Annotated in this window: 16 protein-coding genes and 1 pseudogene; 2 read left to right on the plus strand and 15 right to left on the minus strand. The window is 56.7% G+C overall.

Annotation, left to right across the window (positions count from 1 at the left end; translation table 11 throughout):
* Positions 1 to 26 precede the first annotated feature (26 nt).
* From THISIDRAFT_RS04800 to gatA, 14 genes are all read right to left on the minus strand, one after another.
* Positions 27 to 1,892 (minus strand): sialidase family protein, encoded by a 1,866-nt coding sequence (locus THISIDRAFT_RS04800; protein WP_006787142.1) that lies wholly within the window; start codon positions 1,890 to 1,892, stop codon positions 27 to 29.
* Between the two features lie 91 nt (positions 1,893 to 1,983).
* Positions 1,984 to 3,204 carry a hypothetical protein gene (locus THISIDRAFT_RS04805; RefSeq protein ID WP_006787143.1) on the minus strand — a complete coding sequence of 407 codons (1,221 nt, stop codon included), beginning with the start codon at positions 3,202 to 3,204 and terminating at the stop codon, positions 1,984 to 1,986.
* 245 nt (positions 3,205 to 3,449) lie between these two features.
* Positions 3,450 to 5,537 (minus strand): type II secretion system secretin GspD, encoded by a 2,088-nt coding sequence (gene gspD, locus THISIDRAFT_RS04810; protein ID WP_159098510.1) that lies wholly within the window; start codon positions 5,535 to 5,537, stop codon positions 3,450 to 3,452.
* A gap of 185 nt (positions 5,538 to 5,722) precedes the next feature.
* The gene (locus THISIDRAFT_RS04815) at positions 5,723 to 6,232 is read right to left on the minus strand and encodes a hypothetical protein (protein WP_159098511.1); all 510 of its coding nucleotides are present in this window, start codon (positions 6,230 to 6,232) and stop codon (positions 5,723 to 5,725) included.
* A gap of 8 nt (positions 6,233 to 6,240) precedes the next feature.
* Entirely contained in the window at positions 6,241 to 6,801 is a 561-nt protein-coding gene (gspM, locus tag THISIDRAFT_RS04820) for a type II secretion system protein GspM (protein ID WP_006787146.1), read from the minus strand.
* 21 nt (positions 6,802 to 6,822) lie between these two features.
* A complete protein-coding gene (locus tag THISIDRAFT_RS04825) occupies positions 6,823 to 7,911 on the minus strand; it encodes a PilN domain-containing protein (RefSeq protein ID WP_006787147.1) in 1,089 nt (362 codons plus the stop codon).
* Between the two features lie 3 nt (positions 7,912 to 7,914).
* Entirely contained in the window at positions 7,915 to 8,823 is a 909-nt protein-coding gene (locus THISIDRAFT_RS04830; RefSeq protein ID WP_159098512.1) for a type II secretion system minor pseudopilin, read from the minus strand.
* A gap of 54 nt (positions 8,824 to 8,877) precedes the next feature.
* Positions 8,878 to 9,339: a SoxR reducing system RseC family protein gene (locus THISIDRAFT_RS04835; RefSeq protein WP_006787149.1), complete on the minus strand. Its 462-nt coding sequence runs from the start codon at positions 9,337 to 9,339 to the stop codon at positions 8,878 to 8,880.
* The gene (locus THISIDRAFT_RS04840) at positions 9,336 to 10,319 is read right to left on the minus strand and encodes a MucB/RseB C-terminal domain-containing protein (RefSeq protein ID WP_006787150.1); all 984 of its coding nucleotides are present in this window, start codon (positions 10,317 to 10,319) and stop codon (positions 9,336 to 9,338) included. Before THISIDRAFT_RS04840 ends, THISIDRAFT_RS04835 begins: the two co-directional genes overlap by 4 nt.
* Positions 10,320 to 10,321: 2 nt before the next feature.
* On the minus strand, positions 10,322 to 10,894 hold the full coding sequence (locus THISIDRAFT_RS04845) for a sigma-E factor negative regulatory protein (RefSeq protein ID WP_006787151.1): 573 nt from the start codon (positions 10,892 to 10,894) through the stop codon (positions 10,322 to 10,324).
* A gap of 138 nt (positions 10,895 to 11,032) precedes the next feature.
* Complete coding sequence (gene rpoE, locus THISIDRAFT_RS04850) at positions 11,033 to 11,611, minus strand: RNA polymerase sigma factor RpoE (RefSeq protein ID WP_006787152.1); 579 nt, start codon at positions 11,609 to 11,611, stop codon at positions 11,033 to 11,035.
* A 306-nt stretch (positions 11,612 to 11,917) separates the two neighbouring features.
* Positions 11,918 to 12,250, minus strand: coding sequence for a NusG domain II-containing protein (locus THISIDRAFT_RS04855; protein WP_006787153.1), 333 nt, complete (start codon positions 12,248 to 12,250; stop codon positions 11,918 to 11,920).
* A 154-nt stretch (positions 12,251 to 12,404) separates the two neighbouring features.
* On the minus strand, positions 12,405 to 13,844 hold the full coding sequence (gatB, locus tag THISIDRAFT_RS04860) for an Asp-tRNA(Asn)/Glu-tRNA(Gln) amidotransferase subunit GatB (protein ID WP_006787154.1): 1,440 nt from the start codon (positions 13,842 to 13,844) through the stop codon (positions 12,405 to 12,407).
* 8 nt (positions 13,845 to 13,852) lie between these two features.
* Positions 13,853 to 15,310, minus strand: coding sequence for an Asp-tRNA(Asn)/Glu-tRNA(Gln) amidotransferase subunit GatA (gene gatA, locus THISIDRAFT_RS04865; protein WP_006787155.1), 1,458 nt, complete (start codon positions 15,308 to 15,310; stop codon positions 13,853 to 13,855).
* Positions 15,311 to 15,572: 262 nt separating this feature from the next.
* On the opposite strand from gatA, the pseudogene THISIDRAFT_RS14670 reads away from it, so the two are divergent.
* Positions 15,573 to 15,842, plus strand: a pseudogene (locus THISIDRAFT_RS14670) (transposase); the annotation flags it as partial.
* 437 nt (positions 15,843 to 16,279) lie between these two features.
* Here THISIDRAFT_RS14670 and THISIDRAFT_RS04875 read toward each other — a convergent pair.
* Positions 16,280 to 19,825: a bifunctional diguanylate cyclase/phosphodiesterase gene (locus THISIDRAFT_RS04875; RefSeq protein WP_040852000.1), complete on the minus strand. Its 3,546-nt coding sequence runs from the start codon at positions 19,823 to 19,825 to the stop codon at positions 16,280 to 16,282.
* Between the two features lie 442 nt (positions 19,826 to 20,267).
* On the opposite strand from THISIDRAFT_RS04875, the gene THISIDRAFT_RS04880 reads away from it, so the two are divergent.
* Positions 20,268 to 22,433, plus strand: a complete 2,166-nt coding sequence (locus THISIDRAFT_RS04880) for a malate synthase G (RefSeq protein ID WP_006787158.1) — start codon at positions 20,268 to 20,270, stop codon at positions 22,431 to 22,433.
* Positions 22,434 to 22,580: the final 147 nt, after the last annotated feature.

The following is a 22,580-nucleotide window of genomic DNA, read 5'->3' on the forward strand; positions in this document are numbered from 1 at the left end:
CTTATCCGTTTTGGACCATGAAGCGATCAATAACGGGCGAAGCTGAGTTCCTGCGCCTCGGAGTACATTTCCATATACCAGTCGCCATCAACCCACAACCAGCGCGTGGGGGTTACCATTTCGCGCTCAGGGACTTCGATATCACGCCCACCACTCGAAAATCGTGGCACGGAAGCGATCATGCGAACACCGACGAAGGCGAGGTTGCCAAAGCGCACCATCTCGGCAAATTCAGCCTCACGGTACTGGATACGGCCCTGTGATTGCAGATGACCCAGGAAATCCACCCGCGCCCGATAGAAAGGATCCATCAGGTCATAGGCGGCCTGATAATCTTTGTCGATCAATGCCTGAGCATATTTTGCAACCCGTGCCTGCAGGCGCTTTTCGTCAGGGCGCTCGGGGGCTTTATGCAGGGAACGATGTCCCAGACGTGACTGCTCCAGTGTCAAAGTCAGAATGTCTTTGCTTAAAAAGGCATCCTGGCTGCGTTCAAAGGCCAGATGTAGTCTGCCATCTTGGCTTGGGTAGACACTTTGTACCGCATGTGCCAACTGATAGTTGTATGCAGGATCAAGATTTAAGGCTCCACCTTCAATGCGCCAGCTGGTGCCCATATCAGCGGAAACCCAGTAGCGCAATTCAGCGCGAATCGACCGCCAGTCTTCCACCAGCAAAAACAATTCACCATTGTTTAAAAAGGTGGCCTTGGCATTGGGCGCCCGCGCATAGTCGAATTCCTCGCCCCGTAAAGAACGGGGTTCGCTCCAGCTGCTGCCGTTATCTGTTGAAGTAATCAGGAAAGGCCGCTGTTTTTCTACGCGGGTATGGCGATAATCGCCAATCACTAGCAGAGCGATCTGACCCTTGCCGTCTACCGCATGATCAATCTTGGCAACGTCCATGCCGCGCAAGCCTTCAAAGGCAAAACCTTCCCAGCTTTGGCCTTGATCATCCGAATAAAAGCCTTCGATCAGGAAGTCACTCTTGTTTTCACCGTGCAGGGCTACCCAGTACACAAAATAGCGGCCCTTGGACTCAAAGGCAGCAAAGGGCAGCGAGATTTCCGGGGTATCGCTTAGCACGACTTCCGGACCGAATACCTGTCCATCCGTGCTGTAGCGCATACCAACGCGAAAACCCTGGGCAGATGCTTCTGCCGGATACCAGGAAAAGACCATCACGCCACCTTGGGCGTCATTGATCCATACCGGATAGATGCCGGGGAGTACAGCTTGTGGTTCGCCGACCTGACCGTCCTGGACATGGTTGTAATACACCATGTAGGGCTGCGGGTCATCGCTTTCACCCATCAGACCGCGCTCACCGTACCACAATACGCGCACGCTCTGATCTACCACGGCCATCTGCAAGCGTGCCAAGGCCGCTGAATCTCCGGAAATCCCCAGCTGAGTCTCCAGATCACGGGTATGTGTCAGGTAAATATCGCGCACAGGATGCTTGTTGCGATAGGCAATCCAGGCACCTTGGGCATCTCCTGCCATGGCTAAACCGGAAGGCGCATCTTCTGCATCTGCACCAGGATCTACAATGGGCTGAGGACCCGCTGCGCCGGCTAGCATCAAGCTATGGCGGGTCGGATAAAATGCGGTATATAGAGTGCCTGAGTTATCAATAGCGGCATTCCAGGCATCAAGGGCCTGGACATTGCTTGAACCGATAAGCTGCATGGCAAGCCCAACGCTTTGACGCGGTGGCGTAGCTACCGGGGCCGGGGCGGAAGGAGGAGTGGTTGTTGATTTGGGGTCAGCGCTGGAAAGGCTAGGGGCGTCCTGGTGGGCGACAACAGTGGGGGAAGAGTCTTGTCGGGCATCCTGGAATAACCAAAATGCCACCAGAATCGGTACAAGCCAAAGCCACGGATATGTCATCAAGTTCACCTGTCCGAAGAAAGTCAATCAACGCAAAAAAAGGAGCCGCCCTAAGGCGGCTCCCAAAACATCACACTAAGGGTGATTCAGATTAAGAACCACCGGGGATGCCTGGAACACCAGGTAATACACCTTCACCGAATACCAATCCGCGACGTGAAGGTAACACGAAGGCATTATTGAAAGCACTGGCACTGGCAAGCGACTGACCGTTAAATACGCCAGCGGTGTTGAATTCCAGCTTGATGACCACCGCATTGCGGGTTGGTACGCGGCCACCGGTCAAGTTACTCGGCATTCTGGTTCTTACATTGGTCCAGCCGCCGGTATTTTCTACGACACGTTGCGCACCAGCAGTCATCAGATCCTGGATATTAACAGCACCAACGCAGGTTACGTCAGCCGTACGCGAGCCGGAAATTGCATTTTCGTCACGATCGAAGGCGACACCGGTTGCGCTGGCCCACAAATCAATGCGGGTTGTGAGGCTATTCCAGCCCAGTACTGAAGCTCCGCCATCAGCACCTAACATGGAATTAGTAACCTGTTCAGCCGGAATCACAGGCGTCGGGAAAGCTTGTCCAGCAGCACCACGATCATTCACTGGGGTAACAATGAACACGGTGCGGCTTTCTGTCAGCGGCATGAAGGTGACTGCCTGATCAGCGCTGGCAGCAAAGGAGAAATCAAAGTCACTGGCGCGGCTACCACCGGCAGCCAGGGTACGACCGCTATCGCCCTGGATAAAGGCCTTATAACCCCAAGCAGCACCGGTAGCAAATTCAAATACCATTGCCTCGCCTTCCAAAGAAGCTTGAGGCGTAGCAGAGGCTGCATTATTGACAACTAAATTACCACGCAGAGGCGTTCCAGCAACGGCAGCCAAGGCGTAGGTCAGGTTAGAACCTTCCAGGGCACCACGGTAGTTGTTGTTGTTGCTGGCATCGCCAAACAATACACCGTAGTTATCACCGCCGAAATGGGCGCCCAGATCAATGGTTTGAATGTCGTTGGGGCTGGTTGGGAGGAAATAGTTGATTTCGTCACACAGCGCGGCATTGTCACCAGCACTGTCACCGGCCTTGTAGGTCAGGTGGTAATGCAGACGGTTACCATCGACAGCAGCCTGCCCAGATGCATTGTAACGTGCCGTGCCTGGTACGCCGCGATCAATGACGCTAACGATGGTAGTCACGGATTCACTGTTTACAACATAGGGGAAAAACAGGACATCAGAGGCCGAGGCAGTGCCTACGCCCGCAGTCATGGCGGCGGCAACAGCGACGGTTAAGGCTTTACGCTTTACGTTCATTCAGAATATCTCCCTTGCACTTAGATGAGATGTTGAGGTTTCAACCAGATCAGGCTTTAACTTGCACTGGAACAATACACGATAACCACCTCTATCGACAAGCTTTGTCGATAAATTTTCTGTAATTGCTTCAGTGCCAGTGACTCGCCTGATGCCTAGGGGCAGATCATACCAATAATATAGCTGGCGTCAAGTAAAATGTATCTCGCAAACATCACCTGTTACTTAAAAGCAACATTTGCGCGTTATTCCGGGCGAGACAGGCTCCCCAAACCTTGCAGGCGCTGCCGAAAAGCCTCGGTAACCTGACGGGCCTGGGTGGTGTCTTCAACCACACGCGGGGTCAATAACACCACCAGCTCGGTGCGCCGCGTTGAACGACTGGTCGCGCCAAACAGTGCGCCCAGCACCGGCAGTTTGTGGATGCCGGGCACGCCGGATTGATTCTGGCCGCTGGAATCCAGTATCAGTCCCCCCAGCACGATGGTTTCACCACTTTGTACGGCAACCGAGCTTTTGATCAGCCGTTGCTTGATGGTCGGTGAGTCGATGCTGGAGCTGGTGGTGGTGGAGACATCGTTGACTTCTTGCTGAATGTCCAGGACCACCATCCCGCCTGAGCTGATGCGCGGCGTGACCTCCAGACTGACCCCGGTATCGCGGTACTCAATGCTGGTGACCGTCAACGGGTTGTCGGTCACCACGCTGGTGGTTTCGGTGGAGCGGATCGGTACCTGATCGCCAACACGAATCAGCGCGCTGTGTTTGTCCAGCACCATCACGGAGGGGGATGATAACACATTTACCCTGGAATCTTGTGCTAAAGCGCTTAAAACCGCCCGCACCTGATTGGCGCTATCGACAATGGAGTAGTTAAAGCCGGGAAAGCTGCGCGCCAGTTGTGCCGATTCCCCCGTTGCAAAGGTGCCGCTCCCGCGATAGCCATCCAGATGATCGCGGAAAAACCATTGTAGCCCATAGCGCAGCTCGTCCGTGAGCGAGACTTCAATGATGGTGGCATCCACCAGAACCTGACGGCCCGGAATATCCAGCTGGCGAATGGCGGTTTCCATCAGTTCGTAATCCGTCGGTGTCGCGAGAATCAGCAAGGCATTATTGCGATCATCGGCGACAATGCGCACCGTGGCCTCCAATCCTGCCCCTTGCTCTGCCGCAGTCACTGTGGTGATAGCGGTGGGGGTTGCGGCAGGGCTGTCCTGGCTTTGCCCATCGGTACTGAGCTGTACCGGGCGCTGTCCTGGGGCAAGGCGCGGTGCAGAGGGTGTGCTGCGGCTTTCCTGGGCGTAAATCTCTCCCAGGACCGCAGCAACTTCTTGCGCATCGGCATTTTCCAGGCGATAGACATACAGCCTTGGCGTATTGACATGACGCGCCTGATCCAGGCGGGCCACCCAGCGGCGGGCCTCTTCGAGGTAATCCGGCTGTGGGGTGATGAGCAGCACGGCATTGAGCGGCTCAATGGGCACCACGCGCAACAGTCCGGCCAAGGGCGAGTCAGCGCCCCCGGTTAAGCCTTCCAGCGCAGCGGTGACACTGGCAATGTCAATGTGTTTAAGGGTAAACAGCCCCGCCGACATGCCTTGCATCAGATTGACATCAAAGGCGTTGATCATGTCCTGCCATTGGGTAAGTTCCTGGCGCGTGCCGCTCAGGATTAACAGATTGCGCACCGGGTCAACGCGCAAAACCGCCGGGGCCGAGAGCAGAGGTTCGAGGATGCCTTGCATCTCGCGGGCCCCGATATAGCGCAAGGGGATGATGCGAATACTCAGACCGGGACGCTGCCGATCTAAGCCGGGGGAGGCCCGCAGTGCTCCATCACGCGGCACAATCTGATAAATGCCATCGCCTTCGATCAAGGCGGCTCCATGTATCGCCAGAACCTGTTCAAATACCGATAGCAAGGTCTCTGGCGTTAGCGGTTTGTCGGTTTTGAGGCTGACCTGGCCTTGCACTGCAGGATCGAGCACATAGGCTTTGCCCAGAATTTCGCCCAGAATATGCCGGGTCACCGCCCGCAAGTCAGCATCTTCAAAATTGAGGCTGATCTCACCGGTGCGGGTATCACGCTGTGACGGTGGTGGCGGACGGCGAATAAAGGTTCCCGTACCCGGATACAAGGCAACCTCGGTGCTGGCATCGCGGCTTTGCGTAGCGCTGGCAGCGGTGCTGTCGGCCTGTGGGTCATGCGCACCTTGCGCAGCGGTCTCGCTAGCTTGCGGCCAATACTGTGCATCGGCATTCCACGGACTGGGGGGGGTGCTGGCACAGCCTGTGAGCACGCTGACAAACACAGCGAGCCACACGAGCATGGGTGTATTTTTCAAGCTTATACGGAGCATGGTGATCTTAAGTAATTCCGTTGTGTCGTGGCGGCGGCTTCTAGCCGTCGCTTTTTTTATAAGCGGCATCAGGAAGACGCCGGCCATGTGGCGGACGCATCCTGCGTTCGCTGTGATTTTAAGCGGGATCAAGATGATGCCGCCACATTTTGGCGCTATGGACGGCTCCAGGGAGTCTGAAGATCCAGGGTATGGCGACGCTCTGCCTGCGCAAAAATTACCCGTCCGGCCTCAATCTGCGCCACCTGCCAGGCGCCAAAGCGTTCGCCCTGGCGTAATTTCACGGTTTTGGCCTGATCCTGTCGATAAAAAAAAGCAACCGAATCATGCGGTGTCATCACGATACTGGTTAATATCAATTGACTCAGCGGGGCATCCTGCGCGTTAGCGCCATCCGCGTGAGCGCTTGCAGGACGCCGGTTTGCGCTAAACAGGGGGCGTTCAACCAGCGCCTGCGGCAGGGTGGCCTGAGTGAGGTGTGCATGATGCATTAAAGGATGATCCGCCACCGCCGGAGGGGCGGGTGGGCTAAGCGTTTGCCAGTATGCCAGACGCTGTTCACGCCAGGAAAGGCTTTGGCTCCACACCACGGCAAGCAACGCCAGCAGGGCAAGCAATGCGGTGGCAAGCGTATAGCGGCGTAAGGGGCTGGGTAAGCGCATCATGTTGCCCATCAGGTGCGCATCAGGGCGCTGATCTGTAGTTGAATATCCAGCCAGTCGCCGCCGTGCGCAGGGGCCGGCAGCGCCCGGATGGTGAGATCATCAATAAACATCAAGGGAATGGCGGTTTCGATATCATAGATGATATTTGCCAGCGCCTGACTGTTTGCCAGGATGCGCAGCCGCAAACCGATGACACGCAGGCCATCTTGTGCGCGAGGTTCCAGCACCTGGCTGCTGCTTAACTGGCCGCCGTGCGTACGCAGGATGCGGCTGAGCGATTCCTGCAAGCGGGCCGCAATCAAGGAAGGGTTTTCCGGCTCAAAATACCAGCCCTGCGCGTTTAACAGACCTTCCAGCTCCGCCACATTGTGACGCAATCCCGGCTCGCGGGCCACTTGGGCACTCAGGCGCTCAATGCGAAAGCTGACATCCTCAATGGCGGTGGCATAGTGCATGACCAGGCCAACGATGGGCTTGAGCACCAGCAGACCAAAGGCCAGCACAAGGCTCATCAAAATAGCCAGTGCCAAGATCCGCTGACGGCCGGGGGAAAGTGTCTCAATGTCCATGCGCAAAAATGGCTAATCGGCTCACGGCGCGGGTGTACGTCGTTGAATGTTGATCTGAAAACGCTCCATGCCAGTGGTGTGATCCCGCGTGACCGGGGCGCGAAAACTCACCCCGTCAAACAAGACCGAGGCATCAAGAATCTCAATCAAACGGGTTGCGTTATCTGCCAGGCCTTGCAATTCCAGCGCGGTCGCGGTGATGCGCAGAGATTGTAACCAAACTTCATCAGGAAGCAACTGCGCCAGCTCTTCCAGATGCTGGCTCACAAAGCCATCCATTGGACGCCGGGCCGCCAGGTGATGCAAGGTGCTGTCCAACTGTTCCTTACGCATTTGTAAATCGCTCACCGCCACCGCTTGACGCCGCAGGCCCTGTTCGTAGCTTTGCAGCTCAATCACCAGGGCGCGCATCTGCCAAATGGGGGTCAGCACGATGGCTCCCAGCAATCCCAGCAGCAGCGCGCCAAACAACAGTCCACGGTGGGCGCCGCCTTTCCGCTTGGCCTGCTGTGCCCAGGCGGGGGTTAAGTCGATGGCGGGGTCATGCGGACATACCACCGTCAACGGATGCAAGCCTGCCTCGGCAAAGGGCTTGAGCAGGCGCTCCTGCACGGATTTGGGCAGCAGACTCAGGCGCAGATGCAGCTTGCCGCTGGCGGTGCGCTTGTCCAGAATACGGTAGCCATAGCACACCTGATCCGCTGGAAAGGGGCTTTGCCGTTCCAGTTCAAAGGCCATCACCTGGGCCAGATTTTCGCGAGCCGCCGCAGGCAGGTACAGTGTTTTGCTCAAGACCAAGGATTTGGGCAAAACCACGCTCAGGCGGGCGTGCGGATAATGCGCCTGGACGGTGTGCTGATAGTCATGCAGCAGGCTTTGAGAGGAGGTGAGATCCAGCGACCGTCGCGTACCCTGAAGGTCTATCTGTGCGGCATGATCCTCGGCGTGCAGATAAAGATACAGCGTATCGTCTGCCAAGGCCCAGTGTTTTTGCCAGGCCGCCGGGAGAAAGGTGATGAGCTGATTGCGCCACCAGCGCCCATAATAGAGTGCTGTCCGCTTGAGCGCATCCAGGTCAAGCGTCCAAAAAAACAGGCGGGTTGTAGCCATGAGTTAGTAAATACGTTGGTCGTAGCTGGATAAAGCGCCAAAATCGGCAGTAAACGATAGGGCGTCACGCGTAAAACTGGCGCGAAGGGTGGTCTGGACACCGGATAACAGGGTGGCGGTGATCTCTACGGTATAGGCGCTGGGCGTTAAACCGCCCACATCATTGGCGGCGGGAGCCAGCAGATTCAGGCCAGTGGTCGGCTCATTGCTGTGAGCACGCGCCTCCAGATACCGTGCAATATCATTGTCGCTTAATCCAGGCAGGGCGCGCAACACCTCGGGCGGGGCGGAGAAGGGGCTGATGTAGGCGCGTGATGAGTCCACCGTGAGCCAGGGGGCCAGCCGCCGGTATAATTCGGGATTCATCCCATAGACCAACGGCAATTCCGCAACACTGACAAAGGGGGCATTGCGCGGCCCATAGTCCAGTCCGGCAGCGGCGTAGTCACGCGCATCGGCCAGTGGTGAGGCTGCTTGCGTACCGCGCCACAATAATAGATGCGCGCTGAGGCCTTCGCTGTGTTCCCTGTCCAGCCCGCCCGCTGTCTGCAACAGACCCGTCAGCAGCTCAGGAGACGCTTGATTCAGATCAATCAAGGCGGCACTGTCGCGCACCGTGATTTCAAGCTCTGCTGGCGCCAATGCCAGTCGGTACGGTTCGGCCCGGGCGTGCCAACGAAGACTCGTATCAGGATGCACCAGCTGTAGCTGGGTATATCGCAACCCGGCCTCAGCCGACAATCTGGCCTGGGTCGCCTGCACGATGTTATAGGCAATCCCGGCCTCACGGCGGATGGTTAAGCTGAAGCTCCCCGCCATCACCGTCAGCAAGGTCACTACCCACAGCACTGCCACCAGTGCCAAACCATGCGAGCGACGCGGCGCATAACCTGTGGGACGGATACTTTGCACAGGTGCGCCGGATTGTCGCTGTCGCATCAATAACAAACGACGGCCGTCAAGGCGTTAAGCCTTGGTCAGGGGAATAGTACTTTCCACGCGGCGTAAGATCACCGGTTGAAAGTGGGGATTTTTGCGGATGCGGCGGGCCAGCCAGAACAGCCAGCCAAAGCCTATGCTGATGCCAAGCAGTCCGCCCAGGACTGCTGGCCAGTCGCCCAGATGCCCCCACAGCCACTGGGCGATGCCCGCTGTGACAAGCATGGCAATCAGCGGCCAGGCATAGACCAGAAAAGAGCCTTGCACCAGTGCAGACTCCTCAATGCCGATGACCACCGCATCGCCGGGTTTGACGCCCACAGGATCCAGCGCCCGCACCTCAGTGGCCCGCTGGCCGACCAATTTGGCAATGACCCCGGTGCCACAACCCTGATTGACGCCACACTGCACGCACGATGAGCGGCGCTGGGTTTGCACCAAGGCATAGCCATCCTCCAGGGCAATCACGCAGCCTTGCTCTTCAATCATGGCGCACCCCGGTTACCCGCATAACTGATGGAGTCGGCAATCATGCGTACGGTAGCCTCGGGAACCTCGCCCAGCACCGTGATCTGATGTTCTCCACGCACCACGGCCACTGCATGGAGTGCCCCCGATTGTGTGGCCCCCATGAACAGAGCGTCTGCGGTATCAGCGCGGGCGATGAAAATCGAGATCGAAGCCAGACCGTCGTATAAAACCAGGTGTTGCACCGGCTGCGGGCTGGCGTCCATCGGGCGGCGCATGACAGCTTTAATCTGAAAACCGGCAGGAATATTGCCAATCTGCCAATGTGGGTCGGGCGCGGTACGCAGATAGCCTTGCGTCTTGATTTCGTGGCGGGTGAGATGCTCCCCGCTCATCACCGAGTTGAAGCGTTCATCGGCAATGTGCTCGGGGAAATGGATATTGGTAAACATGACCTGCTCAATGGTCTGACCGGCGTGATCAAGAATTTCTGATTTAAGCAGCATCCCGCGCTGCTCTTCAATGCACAAACGGTGACCGTAGCGGTACGGATCATTGGGCAGGATGTACAGGGTACGACACGACAGACCGGCCACCCGATGGCGATCATTCAGTTGCAGCTGATAGTGGCCTTGCTCGCTCAAGCCATAGCTTGGGATTGAGGCCGGCAGAATAGTACGCTTGCGGCGCGGCTCCAGCATCATCGAGTGATTGCCAGACAGGGTACAGGTCAGGACATGTTCATCTTTGATGATCTCGCGCGGTTCGCCGGTGAGACTGAGCAAATGCTCGCGTTGCCCGCGTTCATCACGCGCATGGAGAATCTGCATGGTTTCCAGCTTATCCCCATGCCGATAGATGAAGGTGCCTTCATAGTTGAGAAACTCAACGGCGTGAATCATCTTTTGCAGCAGCTCATCGGCGCTTGGTTCACTGGCCACAACCGCTGCCTGGGCGAGCAGCAGATAGGCCAGTAAAAGATAACCGGATTTACGCCGCATGGTTACTCGCCTGGCTGTGCATAGCCCACCACGCGCACATACGGCATGATGCCACGCCCGCCAGCGTGTTCGGCGTGGTTGATGATGTAGGCATTAAAGCGGGCGTCGTTGGGATGAAATACAGGGGGGGAGACTTCAAAGGGGTTGGGCGAGGCGGTCATAAATACCGGTACGATATTCTGTTGCTCGGGGGTTTGTACGGCCATTCCGGGCCCCAGCACTGGATAGGTGTTTTGGCCGTCCACCAGATTCTGCAAGCCCACGAGTACGGCAACGGCAACGGCAGCGGCCATGCCAAAACCAAGCACCGGTTTGGCGTGACGCAGGCGCGAGCGCTGCGGTGCAGCCTGAATCGATGGTTCCTGCTCAAGCTGCGCCATAATCCCTTGCGCAAAGTGCTGATCAAGCTGTGGCGCCAGGTGCCCACGCATGGCATCACCGATCAAGTGATAACGCTCCCAGCGTTGCAGATCCTCAGGCGTTTGCAATAACTCATCACTTAGGCGTCGCAATTCAAAGCCTTGAGTTTCGTCATCGGCCATCGCAGAAAAGCGTTCATTCTTACTCACATTCATCACAAAATGCCTCGTATCAGTGTTGAGATACACAGTTAGACGATTGACAAAAAACCTGCCGACGCAGTAACAACGTGTTTGTCCGCCAAGATCAAGATATGGAACGCCGGACAACAGCCCGGCATAAAAACGCAGAGCTTAATCCATATTTAAGGCTTTCAAGCTTTTATCAATCGCTTCACGGGCTCTAAAGATGCGTGAGCGCACCGTACCAATCGGGCAATTCATGGCTTGTGCAATCTCTTCATAACTCATCCCCTCTAGCTCCCGCAATATAATCGCTGTTCTAAGGTCATCGGGCAAAGACTCTACGGCCTTTTGCACCGTGGCCTGAATTTCAGAAGACAATAACTCAGCCTCTGGCGTGGCATACTCCTTTAAGGCAGATTCGCCGCCGATTTGTTCGGCATCCTGGGCATCAATACTGATGTCTGGATTGCGACGGCTTTCGGAAACAATATGGTTTTTCGCAGTATTGATCGCAATGCGATAGAGCCAGGTATAAAATGCGCTTTCGCCGCGAAAGTTATGCAGCCCACGATAGGCTTTAATGAAAGCCTCCTGGGCGACATCAAAGGATAAGGCAGGATCATGTACATAACGCGAGACAAGATTCACAATCTTGTGTTGATATTTGAGCACCAGCGCGTTGAACGCGGCCTTGTCACCGGCCTGCACACGCCTGACCAACTCCTCGTCTGTAACGCTTTTGCCCATGCGGGCATCCCCCTACAAGGGTGCCTCCAGGCGACCTCTTGAGATTGACCTGAAAACCCTATTTAAGTTCTTGTTAAGTTTTTGTGCAACATCACAAAATTGATGCAGGCGCGGTGCCTTTGTGCCAGCAGCCCCAGGTCAATCCCTTGCAGGCACCTGAGCGCGCTAAAAATATCAGGCGTTCAATCACGAAACAAGTCGATGATTGCACACCTTAATAAATTACCGCTCGCCAGAGCGGCAGAGGTGGCGGCGGCTTGCAGCCCTCGCTTTCTGGCAGCGACATCAAGATCAGGCCTTGAGCGGTTAAAAATGAATGGAATCAAATGCGTGTTCGGTGCTGATGATTTCGATGATGATACGGTTGGGGAGACTGATGGCGGTATCCCCAGGCTCGCGTAGCCAACCGCTGCGCTGGCAAATGCCTTGAATACCCGGCGAATTGACACAACGAACCGCGCCTTCTCGCACTTCCACCAAGGTGATGCCCGCCGGGCCAGGCACCTCCAGAAATTGCGGCTGATCCAGCGCCAGGCGGGCAAACTCGCGGTCGGCGGTGATGATGCGCGCCTGCAAGGACTCACCACTGCCAGGACGCCAGAGTAGCAGATAACTGCTCAGCACGCACAGCACAGCCATGGCGATCAAGAGCCCATCGGCGAGGCGAACCCGGCTGGAATCGCATGATTTAATGCTCGGCCTGGACACCACGCACACCAAAAACCCTATGGAACGCCGGGCAACTCACCCGGCAACACACGGCCACGCGGGTGCGTGACGCTCCATCAACCGCTTAATCCTCGGCCAGTTTGGCTTTCAGCAAATCATTGACCTGTGCCGGATTGGCCTTGCCCTGAGTCTGCTTCATCACCTGACCGACAAAAAAGCCAAACAGCTTGTCTTTACCGCTGCGGTATTGCGCCAGTTGTGTCGGATTGGCGGCAATCACCTCATCAATGACCTTGCTGATGGCACTGGTATCGGTGATCTGTACCAGCCCCTTGCGTTCAATGACGGCATCGGCCTCGCCTTCACCGGCCCACATCGCCTCAAAGACCTCTTTGGCAATCTTGCCGGAGATGGTGTTGTCGGTGATGCGATTCAACAGCGCCGCCAGGGCGACCGCCGACACCGGGCTTTGCGCAATGTCGAGATTATCCCGATTAAGAGCGGCGGAGAAATCACCCATCACCCAGTTGGCCACCAGTTTGGGCTCTCCCTGAGCGGCCTTGACCACTGCCTCATAAAAATCCGCCAGCTCGCGTGTGGCGGTGAGTACCCCGGCGTCATAGGCAGATAGGGTATATTCCTTGATAAAGCGCTGGCGCTTGGCATCCGGGAGTTCCGGCAAGTCTGCACGCATCTGTTCAATCAGGCCGCTGTCAATCTCCAGCTGCAACAGATCGGGATCGGGGAAATAGCGGTAGTCATTGGCCTCTTCCTTGGAGCGCATCGAACGGGTTTCCCCTTTATCCGGATCAAACAGCCGGGTTTCCTGCACCACCGCGCCACCGCTTTCCAAAAGCGCAATCTGACGCTCAATCTCGTAGTTGATCGCCCGTTCCACAAAGCGAAAGGAGTTGAGATTTTTGATTTCCGCCCGCGTGCCCAGTTTTTCGCTGCCCAGCGGTCGCACCGAGACATTGGCATCACACCGAAAGGAGCCTTCCTGCATATTGCCATCGCAAATTTCCAGATAGCGCACCAGGGCATGCAGCTTTTTCATATACGCCACTGCTTCCTTGGCCGAGCGCAGATCGGGTTCTGAGACAATCTCCAACAACGGCGTTCCGGCACGGTTGAGATCAATGCCGCTCATGCCGTGAAAATCCTCGTGCAGGCTTTTGCCGGCGTCTTCTTCCAGATGCGCCCGGGTGATGCCGATGGTTTTGCACACCCCGTCTTCCAGCTCAATGTCCAGCGTCCCTTGTTGCACCACCGGCAGCTCATATTGCGAGATCTGGTAGCCCTTGGGCAGATCGGGGTAAAAATAATTTTTACGCGCAAACACCGACAGCGGCGCAATGCGAGCATCAATGGCCAGACCAAACTTCACCGCCATGCGCACCGCTTCGGCATTGAGCACCGGCAACACGCCTGGCAGCCCCAGATCAATCGCGCAGGCTTGGGCATTCGGTTCAGCGCCATAGGCGGTCGAGGCCCCGGAGAAAATTTTGCTGCGTGTGGCAAGTTGGGCATGAATCTCAAGCCCGATGACCGTTTCCCATTGCATAACTGAATTCAACCCTCAAAACCCGTTGGTAGGCGCGTGTGCCAATCAGTGTGTTGCTGATACTGGTGGGCGGCGTTAAGCAGCCGCGCTTCATCGAAATATGAACCAATCAACTGCACGCCCACCGGCAAGCCTTGGGCAAACCCGGCAGGCATGGACAGCCCCGGCAATCCAGCAAGATTGACCGCGATGGTATAAATATCGGACAGATACATGGTCACCGGATCGTCGGTTTTTTCTCCCAGTTTAAACGCCGTGGTTGGCGTCGTCGGGCCTAGAATAATGTCCACCTCACTGAAGGCGCGCTTGAAATCATCGGCAATCAGACGGCGCACCTTTTGCGCCTTGAGATAATAGGCATCGTAATAGCCTGCCGAAAGCGCATAGGTGCCAACCATAATGCGCCGCTTGACCTCTGCACCAAAGCCCTCGCCCCGCGAGCGGGTATACAGATCCAGCAAATCCTTGGGCTGTGCGCAGCGATAGCCATAGCGCACCCCGTCAAAACGCGCCAGATTGGAAGAACATTCCGCCGGCGCGACCACATAATAAGCTGGAACTGACAGCCCCGAATTAGGCAAGCTGATGTCTACGCAGATGGCACCCAGTTGCCGGTATTGTGCAACTGCGGCCTCAATAACGGCGGCCACCTCCGGCTCCATGCCTTCGGCAAAAAATTCCTTGGGCAGGCCGATTTTCAGCCCCTTCAAGGGCTGATCCAGCGTCGCGGTGTAATCCGGCACCGGCTGATCCACACAGGTGGAATCGCGTGGATCAAAGCCTGCCATCACATTGAGCAACAAAGCGCAATCTTGCGCCGTGTGCGCCATCGGCCCGGCCTGATCCAGACTGGAAGCAAAGGCAATCATGCCAAAGCGCGACACCCGACCATACGTCGGCTTGATGCCCGTAATCCCGGTCAAAGCCGCCGGCTGACGAATCGAGCCGCCGGTATCCGTTCCGGTAGCCGCTGGCGCCAGACGCGCCGCCACGGCAGCAGCAGAACCGCCGGATGAGCCCCCCGGCACGCGCTGAAGATCCCAGGGATTTTTTACCGGCCCATAAACACTGGTTTCATTCGATGAGCCCATCGCGAACTCATCCATATTGGTTTTCCCCAGCATCGGGCAACCCGCCGCCGCAAAACGCTCAATCACCGTGGCGTTATACGGTGAGATAAAATTATCCAGCATCTTCGAGGCGCAACTGGTTTTCACGCCCTGCGTACAGAAGATGTCTTTATGCGCGATGGGAATGCCGGTCAATGGCCCAGCCTCGCCCTTGGCCCGCCGGGCATCCGCCGCCCTGGCCGCTTCCAGGGCCAAGTCCCCGGTCTGGGTAATAAAGCTATTGAGCTGAACATCCAGCCGCTTAATGCGCTCCAGATAGCTCTGCGTCAGCTCGACACTGGAAAATTCACCGCGCGCTAGCCCGGCGCTGAGTTGGGCAATGGTTTTATTGTGCATGCTGCGTCATGTTGTCAGGTAATTTAAGAAACTTTAGAAGGTGCCGCATCATAACAAAATCCTTTCCTCTCAAGATACCATCAGGCTTTGTCATCAGCAATTCCCGCTGTCAGCCATTCAAACCGACGCAAGCAAATCACGGTGGCGTTGAAAAACAGCCGAGCGGCCGCGCACCTCGCGGCTGAATCACGATGTTGCAATCAAGCGGTTTGGGGCACCTCGAAAAACCTCGGCACCTCGTGAGTGATAAAATGACATCGTAGTGAAACCTGCCACAGCCGATACCCATGAAAAACGCACAGCCCTCAAGACAGACCTGTTCGCTGACGAGCAGCACCGCAAGAAGATCGACGCCTTGGGGGATCCGCAGGTCGAGATTGCGTCGTACATCGATGTTGCGGTGCTGACCGAGAAAGTCGATCAGGTAGCACCGCGTCCGCTGAGTTCGCAAGGCGGTCATCCGCCGTATCTGACGGAGACGATGGTGCGCATCCTGGTATTGAAGCGGCTGTACACCCTCTCGGACGAACAGAGCTTACACCTAGGCAATATCAGCTTCTTGACCGCGCCGATCAGGGCTACCCCGCACAGATCGGGAGAACTGGCTCAAGGCGCACGGCTATCCAGAGGAAGGGCACGCGCAAATTTTGCAATGACGATGATGGCCGCCTGCGACACCCTCAAGCGGCGGGTGTATTTCCGGAAGGCCGGAGTTAAGGCCTTCTGACGCCCGACATGGGCCGAATCGTCGTTTCACAGGGCGATTCACCAGAAAAACGGGGCGACACTGACCGAAAAAGCGGTGATTCGCCGGGGATGAATGAAAACGCATAGCTTGAATGATGTGGAGCGTGAGCTTGGCTTGGCGGATTGAGTCCGCTGCACGAAAATGTAGCGGCATCTTCCAGATGCCGCTATGTGTTTATGCCGAGCTGGGGCTCGGCACTCCCAGGCGCTGCGCTCCCGGGGTTATGCGCTATCGGCAGGCGCTTGGGTATAGCCTTTGCGCAAGAGGGGTTCTATCTCGGCGACGGGGAGGGGGCGGCTGAACAGGTAGCCTTGGGCGATATAGCATTCGTGTTTGAGCAAAAAGTCACGCTGTGAGACGGTTTCTACGCCTTCGGCAATGACTTCCATACCCAGATTATGGCCCAGGCCGATGATGGCGTTGATGATGGCGGCGGTTTGTGTGTAGTTTTCGCTACCCGACATGAGCGCGGCGAGGAAGGATTGATCGATTTTGAGCACATGTACCGGCAGGCGGCTGAGGTAATTCAAGGAGGCATAGCCGGTGCCAAAATCGTCAATGGAGAGGTGGAAGCCATAGGATCGCAGTTTGCTGAGTACGCTGATGGAGCGCTCGATGGAGCGCATGGCGGCGCTTTCGGTCACTTCAAATTCGATATAGCGGGGGTCGATGCCAATGCTTTGCACCGTGCCGGCGATGTTTTCCACCGCCATTTCCTGATATAGCTCATGGGCGGAGAGGTTGACTGCAATGGGTACGATGGGCAGTCCCTGTTTGCACCAGCGTTTGAGCTGCTCGCAGGCCATGCGCAAGACTTCTGGCCCGAGTTTGAGAATCAGGCCGGTTTGTTCGGCCACGGGAATGAAGCGCCCCGGCGAGACCAGCCCCCATTCCGGATGTTGCCAGCGTACCAGAGCTTCAAGGCTGAGAATGCGTCCGTCGTTGAGGTCGATGCGCGGCTGGTAGTGCAGGATGAATTCGCCGCGTGAGATGCCCTCGCGCATGGATTGTTCGAGTTGCAGGCGCTGGCGCAGTTGGTCGTTGAGTGCGGTGGTGTAGAATTGGTAGCGCTGGCGGCCATCCTCCTTGGCGCGGTGCATGGCGGTATCGGCATAGAGGATGAGATCTTCGCTGGTGTGGGCATCGTCGGGATACAGGGCGATGCCGATGCTGGCGGTGACGCTGAGTGCCTGATCATCGACAAAAAACGGCTTGCTGAAGGCGCGCATAATCTTGGCCGCCACGCGCCCGGCGTCCTGGGCCTGTTTGAGGTCTGTGAGTAATAGCAGGAAGGTGTCGCCGCCAAAGCGGGCCAATGTGTCTTGCTCGCGCAAGGTGGCGCGCAGCCGCTTGGCGACCTCGCGCAGTAAAAAATCCCCGGTGGCATGGCCGAGTGAGTCATTAAAGACTTTGAAGTTATCCAGATCGAGGGAGAGTACCGCCAGACAGCGTTTTTCCCGCTCGCAGGTGAGGATTTCAAAATCAATGCGCTCGGCGACCAAGATGCGATTGGGCAGGCCGGTGAGCACGTCATGATGGGTTAAATAGGCCAGTTGTTCATGCAGGCCTTTTTTGTCGGTGATGTCTTCGCCCATCTTGGCATAGTGCACCACCTCGCCGTGTGCGTCACGAATCGGGCTGACCAGCGCCTGTTCCCAATAAAGCTCACCATTTTTCTTATGGCCGCGCAGTTCACCTTTCCAGGTTTCGCCTTGGTGTACGGTTTCCCATAAGGTATGGATGATGGCGTGCTCTTTATTATCAGGATAAAAGTAGTCAATCGAGCGCCCCTCTGCCTCGTGACGCATATAGCCGGTGACTTGGCAAAAGCGCCGGTTGACATATTCGATCATGCCATGGACATCGGTGATCAGCACAATGCTGGCGCTTTGTTCAACCACTTGTGCCAGGCGGGTGGCCTCGGCTTCCTGAATCTTTTGCTCGGTGATGTCCACCAGGGCGCCATAGATGCGCGCTATCGGCATTGGACCTTCATCCAGCACGCATTGCGCACTGCTGCGTACCCAGCGAATCAGGCCCTCTTTGTGTAACAGGCGCAACTCGGCCTCGCCACACACGCCGGGTTCCAGCAAACCGACTTTTTCATCAAACAGCACCAGATCTTCTTCGTGGACCAGACAGCGCCAGCAGCCGTTGGCCATCATCTCCTCGCGGGTGTAGCCCGTAAGCAAGGAGATGGTTTCGGTGATCCATTCCAGTTGAAAGCGCTGGCCAGGGTGCGCGGTACACGAATAGGCGACATCACTGCTAATGGCGCTGACGTGGCGATAGCGTGCTTCGCTGCGCCGCAGGGTGATCTCGGCACGCTGGCGGATAATGGCCCCTGCAATGATCTCGCCAATCAGCTTGACCATATCCATATCCAGGGCATCCCATTCATGGCGCTGGGTCACCGCATCAAAGCCTAAAAAGCCAATCAGGTGCTGCTGGGCCAGCAAAGGGATGCTCAGCAAGGAGACGATATCCTGGCGGGAAAATTCGCGCCGCTCGGCTTTGGCCTGGGTCGGCAGATCATCAAGCTGATTGAGCCGGATGATCTCGCCGCGCCGAATACGCTCACTCCACCAGGGCAGGCTGTCTACCGGAATATTCTGGTTTTCTGCGATAAAGGGCTGCACCCCGTTAAGACACCACTCATGGGTGTTGCTCATCTGGGTGTCATCGTCTGAAAACTCAAAAACATAGGCCCGATCCACCTGCAAAAACCGGCCACTTTTTTCCAGAATCTGCCCAATGGCGTCATCAATATCCTGCGCCGCTGCGTTGATACTTAAGGTGGAACATTCGGCAATCAGGCGTTGCAAGGCGAGTTGATAAGACAACGTCTGTTCTACTTCGTGCTTGGCCGTGATGTCGCGATTGGTGCCGCGATGACCGAGATAGCTGCCGTTATGCCCATAGACCACGCGACAGTCATGCTCGATATAGCGAATCTGGCCGTCTTTGGTCTGAATGCGAAAGGTCAGCAGGCTTTGCCCGGCGTCTTCGCCTTGGTGGCGATGCTGGCGGTAGCGTTCGCGGTCATCGGGGTGGATGATGCGCTCCAAAAGCTTGGGGTCGGCCATAAAATCGCAGGCGCGATAGCCGGTGATGCGCTCGCAGGAGGGGGAGATATAATGAAAGCGGTTATCCGGCCCCATCCAGTAGGCCCAGTCCGGGGCAAAATCCGCGACGATGCGGTAATTTTCCTCGGCGATTTTGAGCGCCTTGTTTTGCTGGATGTAGGTGGTTTGGTCGATGATGTTGCACAAAAAGGCGTCGCTATCGCTGTCTTGATCCGGGATGCGGATCAAGGTGATATTGACAATCAGACGCCGCCGTTTGGAGCCGATAAAATCAATCTCTGTGCAGCTGGCCGAGCCAAGGATGTTGGCCGATTCCAGCGCGCTTTGCAAAATATGCTGTTGGGTTGGATGGGCCAGATGGCGAAACAGTTTGCGTCCCACCGGAATCAGGCGCATTGCGGCGGCATTGGCATCGTGCAAAAAACCGTTGCGATCAATCACCAACGTGGGGATGGGCAGGTGATGGTAAAAGCGGGTGAAGCGCTCCAGCGCGCGCTCCAGGGTCTGCTGGCTTTCCTTGAGCGCCTCGTTTTGTACGCGCAACTCGGCATGATAAATGTGCAGCTCTTCGAGTAAGATGTCGATGCTTAAATCACCGGTGTCGATATCCGCCAGGGCCCCATTGAAATCATGATCTTTAAGGACTTGCTTGGCGTGTTTGTAACGGGGATCTTTGCTCACGGCACTTAATCCAGCGAATTTGAGGTTATGTGTCGGGCGCTCCCTGCAGTGGCGCTCGCGTCCTGGCATTGTTTTTTGTCATCCCGTGGCGTGGCGGCACCTTACAGGTGCCGCTTTGTGCGACATCAAGATGATGCCGCCACTGGGAGCGCCGAGTTGCACTCGGCAACGCAGCCGCAGCGCAGGCTTCGCATGATGTTTGCTGGTCGGGATGAACAGGAAACCCCGTATCCCGATCAGCCGAGTACAACTTGGCGATCCAGATCCAAATGATGCCGCCACGGCAATGCTTGATATAATAAACTGTTTTGCCAGCCTTGTGGCATGGCTTTTTCAGGTGGAGTTGAGCTTTTTAGCGCAGCGTAGCGGTGCATAACCCTTAGACAAAATAACCGCATCGCCCCTAATACATAACAGATACAGCACAGAGGAAGACCCAACGATGACTGAATACGTCCACCACGGTGGTCTGCAGATTGCCAAGCCCTTGTTTGATTTTGTCAATGATGAGGCCTTACCCGGCACGGGCGTTGAGCGCGAGGCCTTTTGGAGCGGTTTTGGCCAGTTGGTGGCGGATGTTGTGCCGCAAAATCGCGCCCTGCTGCAAAAGCGGGCCAAGCTCCAGGCACAGATTGACAGCTGGCATCAACAGCATCGCAATGCCTTTGATTTTGCCGCCTACAAGGCTTTTCTGGGCGAGATTGGCTATCTGCAGCCGGAAGGTGAGGATTTCAAGGTCAGCACCCAAAATGTGGATGTAGAGATCAAGCTGGCCGGGCCACAGTTGGTGGTGCCGATGAGCAATGCCCGCTATGCCCTGAATGCCGCCAATGCCCGCTGGGGCAGTCTGTATGATGCCCTGTATGGCACAGATGCCATTGCCGACAGCGGCGAAACTGCACGCGGGGCTGACTACAACCCCTCACGCGGGGCTCATGTCATTGCCTTTGGACGGCGCTTGCTGGATCAGTGCGCCCCGCTGGAACATGCCTCCCATCACAATGCCAGCGGTTACCAGATCAGCGACGGGCAATTACATGTGCAGCAAGCGGATGGCTCGATTGCCCTGCTGCGTGATCCGTCGCAGTTCATCGGGTATCAGGGCGACCCTCAAGACCCGCAGGCCATTTTGCTGGAGCATCACGGACTGCATCTGGAAATCCAGATTGACCGCAGCGGTCTGATTGGCAAAACCGACCCTGCCGGGGTGCAGGATATTCTGGTGGAAGCGGCGCTGACCACCATTATGGACTGCGAGGATTCCGTGGCAGCGGTCGATGCCCATGATAAGGTACAGGTCTATCGCAATTGGCTGGGACTGATGCAAGGTACCCTCAGCGCCAGTTTCAGCAAGGCTGGCGGTACGGTCAAGCGCACCCTCCATGCTGATCGCGTCTATACCGCGCCCAATGGCCAGGATCAGGTCAGTCGACATGGCCGCTCCTTGATGTTTGTGCGCAATGTCGGTCACTTGATGAACATTGCGGCGGTACGCGATGCCCACGGCGAAGATATCCCGGAGGGGATTTTGGACGGCGTGATCACCAGCCTGATTGCCAAGCATGACCTGCTGGCTCAGGGCGGTCTGCGCAATTCGCGCACCGGCTCTGTGTATATCGTCAAACCGAAAATGCACGGCCCCGAAGAGGTGGCCTTTGCCAATACCCTGTTTGCCCGCATTGAAGACCTGCTGGGGCTGGCGCGCAATACCCTGAAAATGGGCGTAATGGATGAGGAACGCCGCACCACCGTCAATCTCAAGGCGTGTATCCGCGAAGTCAAAGAGCGCATCGTGTTCATCAACACCGGCTTTTTGGACCGCACCGGCGATGAAATGCACACCTCCATGGAAGCCGGCCCGATGATCCGCAAAAACCAGATGAAGACCTCCACCTGGCTGCAAAGCTACGAGCAGTGGAATGTCGATGTGGGGTTGCGTTGCGGTCTGCCCGGACATGCGCAGATCGGCAAGGGGATGTGGGCCATGCCCGATCGCATGGCGGATATGCTCAAGCAGAAAATCGCCCATGTGCAATCCGGAGCCAATACTGCCTGGGTTCCCTCCCCCACCGCCGCTACCTTGCATGCCTTGCATTATCATGACGTCGAAGTCAGCGAGGTGCAGGCCAAACTGGCCTCGCGCCCTCATGCTTCGCTGGATGACATCCTGCAAATCCCGCTGGCCAAGGCCACCGATTTTGACAGCCAGGCGATTCAGGAAGAACTCGACAACAACGCCCAAGGCATTCTCGGCTATGTGGTGCGCTGGGTTGAGCAGGGCATCGGCTGCTCCAAGGTTCCCGATATTCACAACATCGGCTTGATGGAAGACCGCGCCACCTTGCGCATCTCCAGCCAGCACATTGCCAACTGGCTGCATCACGGCCTGTGTACCCAGGCGCAGGTGCTGGAAACCCTCAAGCGTATGGCCAAGGTGGTGGATCAGCAAAATGCCACTGATCCGGCCTATCGCCCCATGGCCCCGGACTATGAACGCTCCAAAGCCTTCCAGGCGGCCTGTGATCTGGTCTTTAAAGGACGCGAACAGCCTAACGGCTACACCGAACCCTTATTGCACCAGCATCGTCTGCAATTCAAAGGTCTTTAAGACCCGCCCGGGGGTAGCCTGGCTGCCCCCGCCGCCGTGCCCTGGAAGCGCGTAGCACCCGCTACACAAAGCCCTTAAAACCCGTAGCCCTACGGTTTTTCTTGCGCTGCGGGTGCTGTGCGCTCCCAGATGCCTGACCGGCCAATC

The sequence above is a fragment of the Thiorhodospira sibirica ATCC 700588 genome (assembly GCF_000227725.2).
Taxonomy (GTDB): Bacteria; Pseudomonadota; Gammaproteobacteria; order Ectothiorhodospirales; family Ectothiorhodospiraceae; genus Thiorhodospira; species Thiorhodospira sibirica.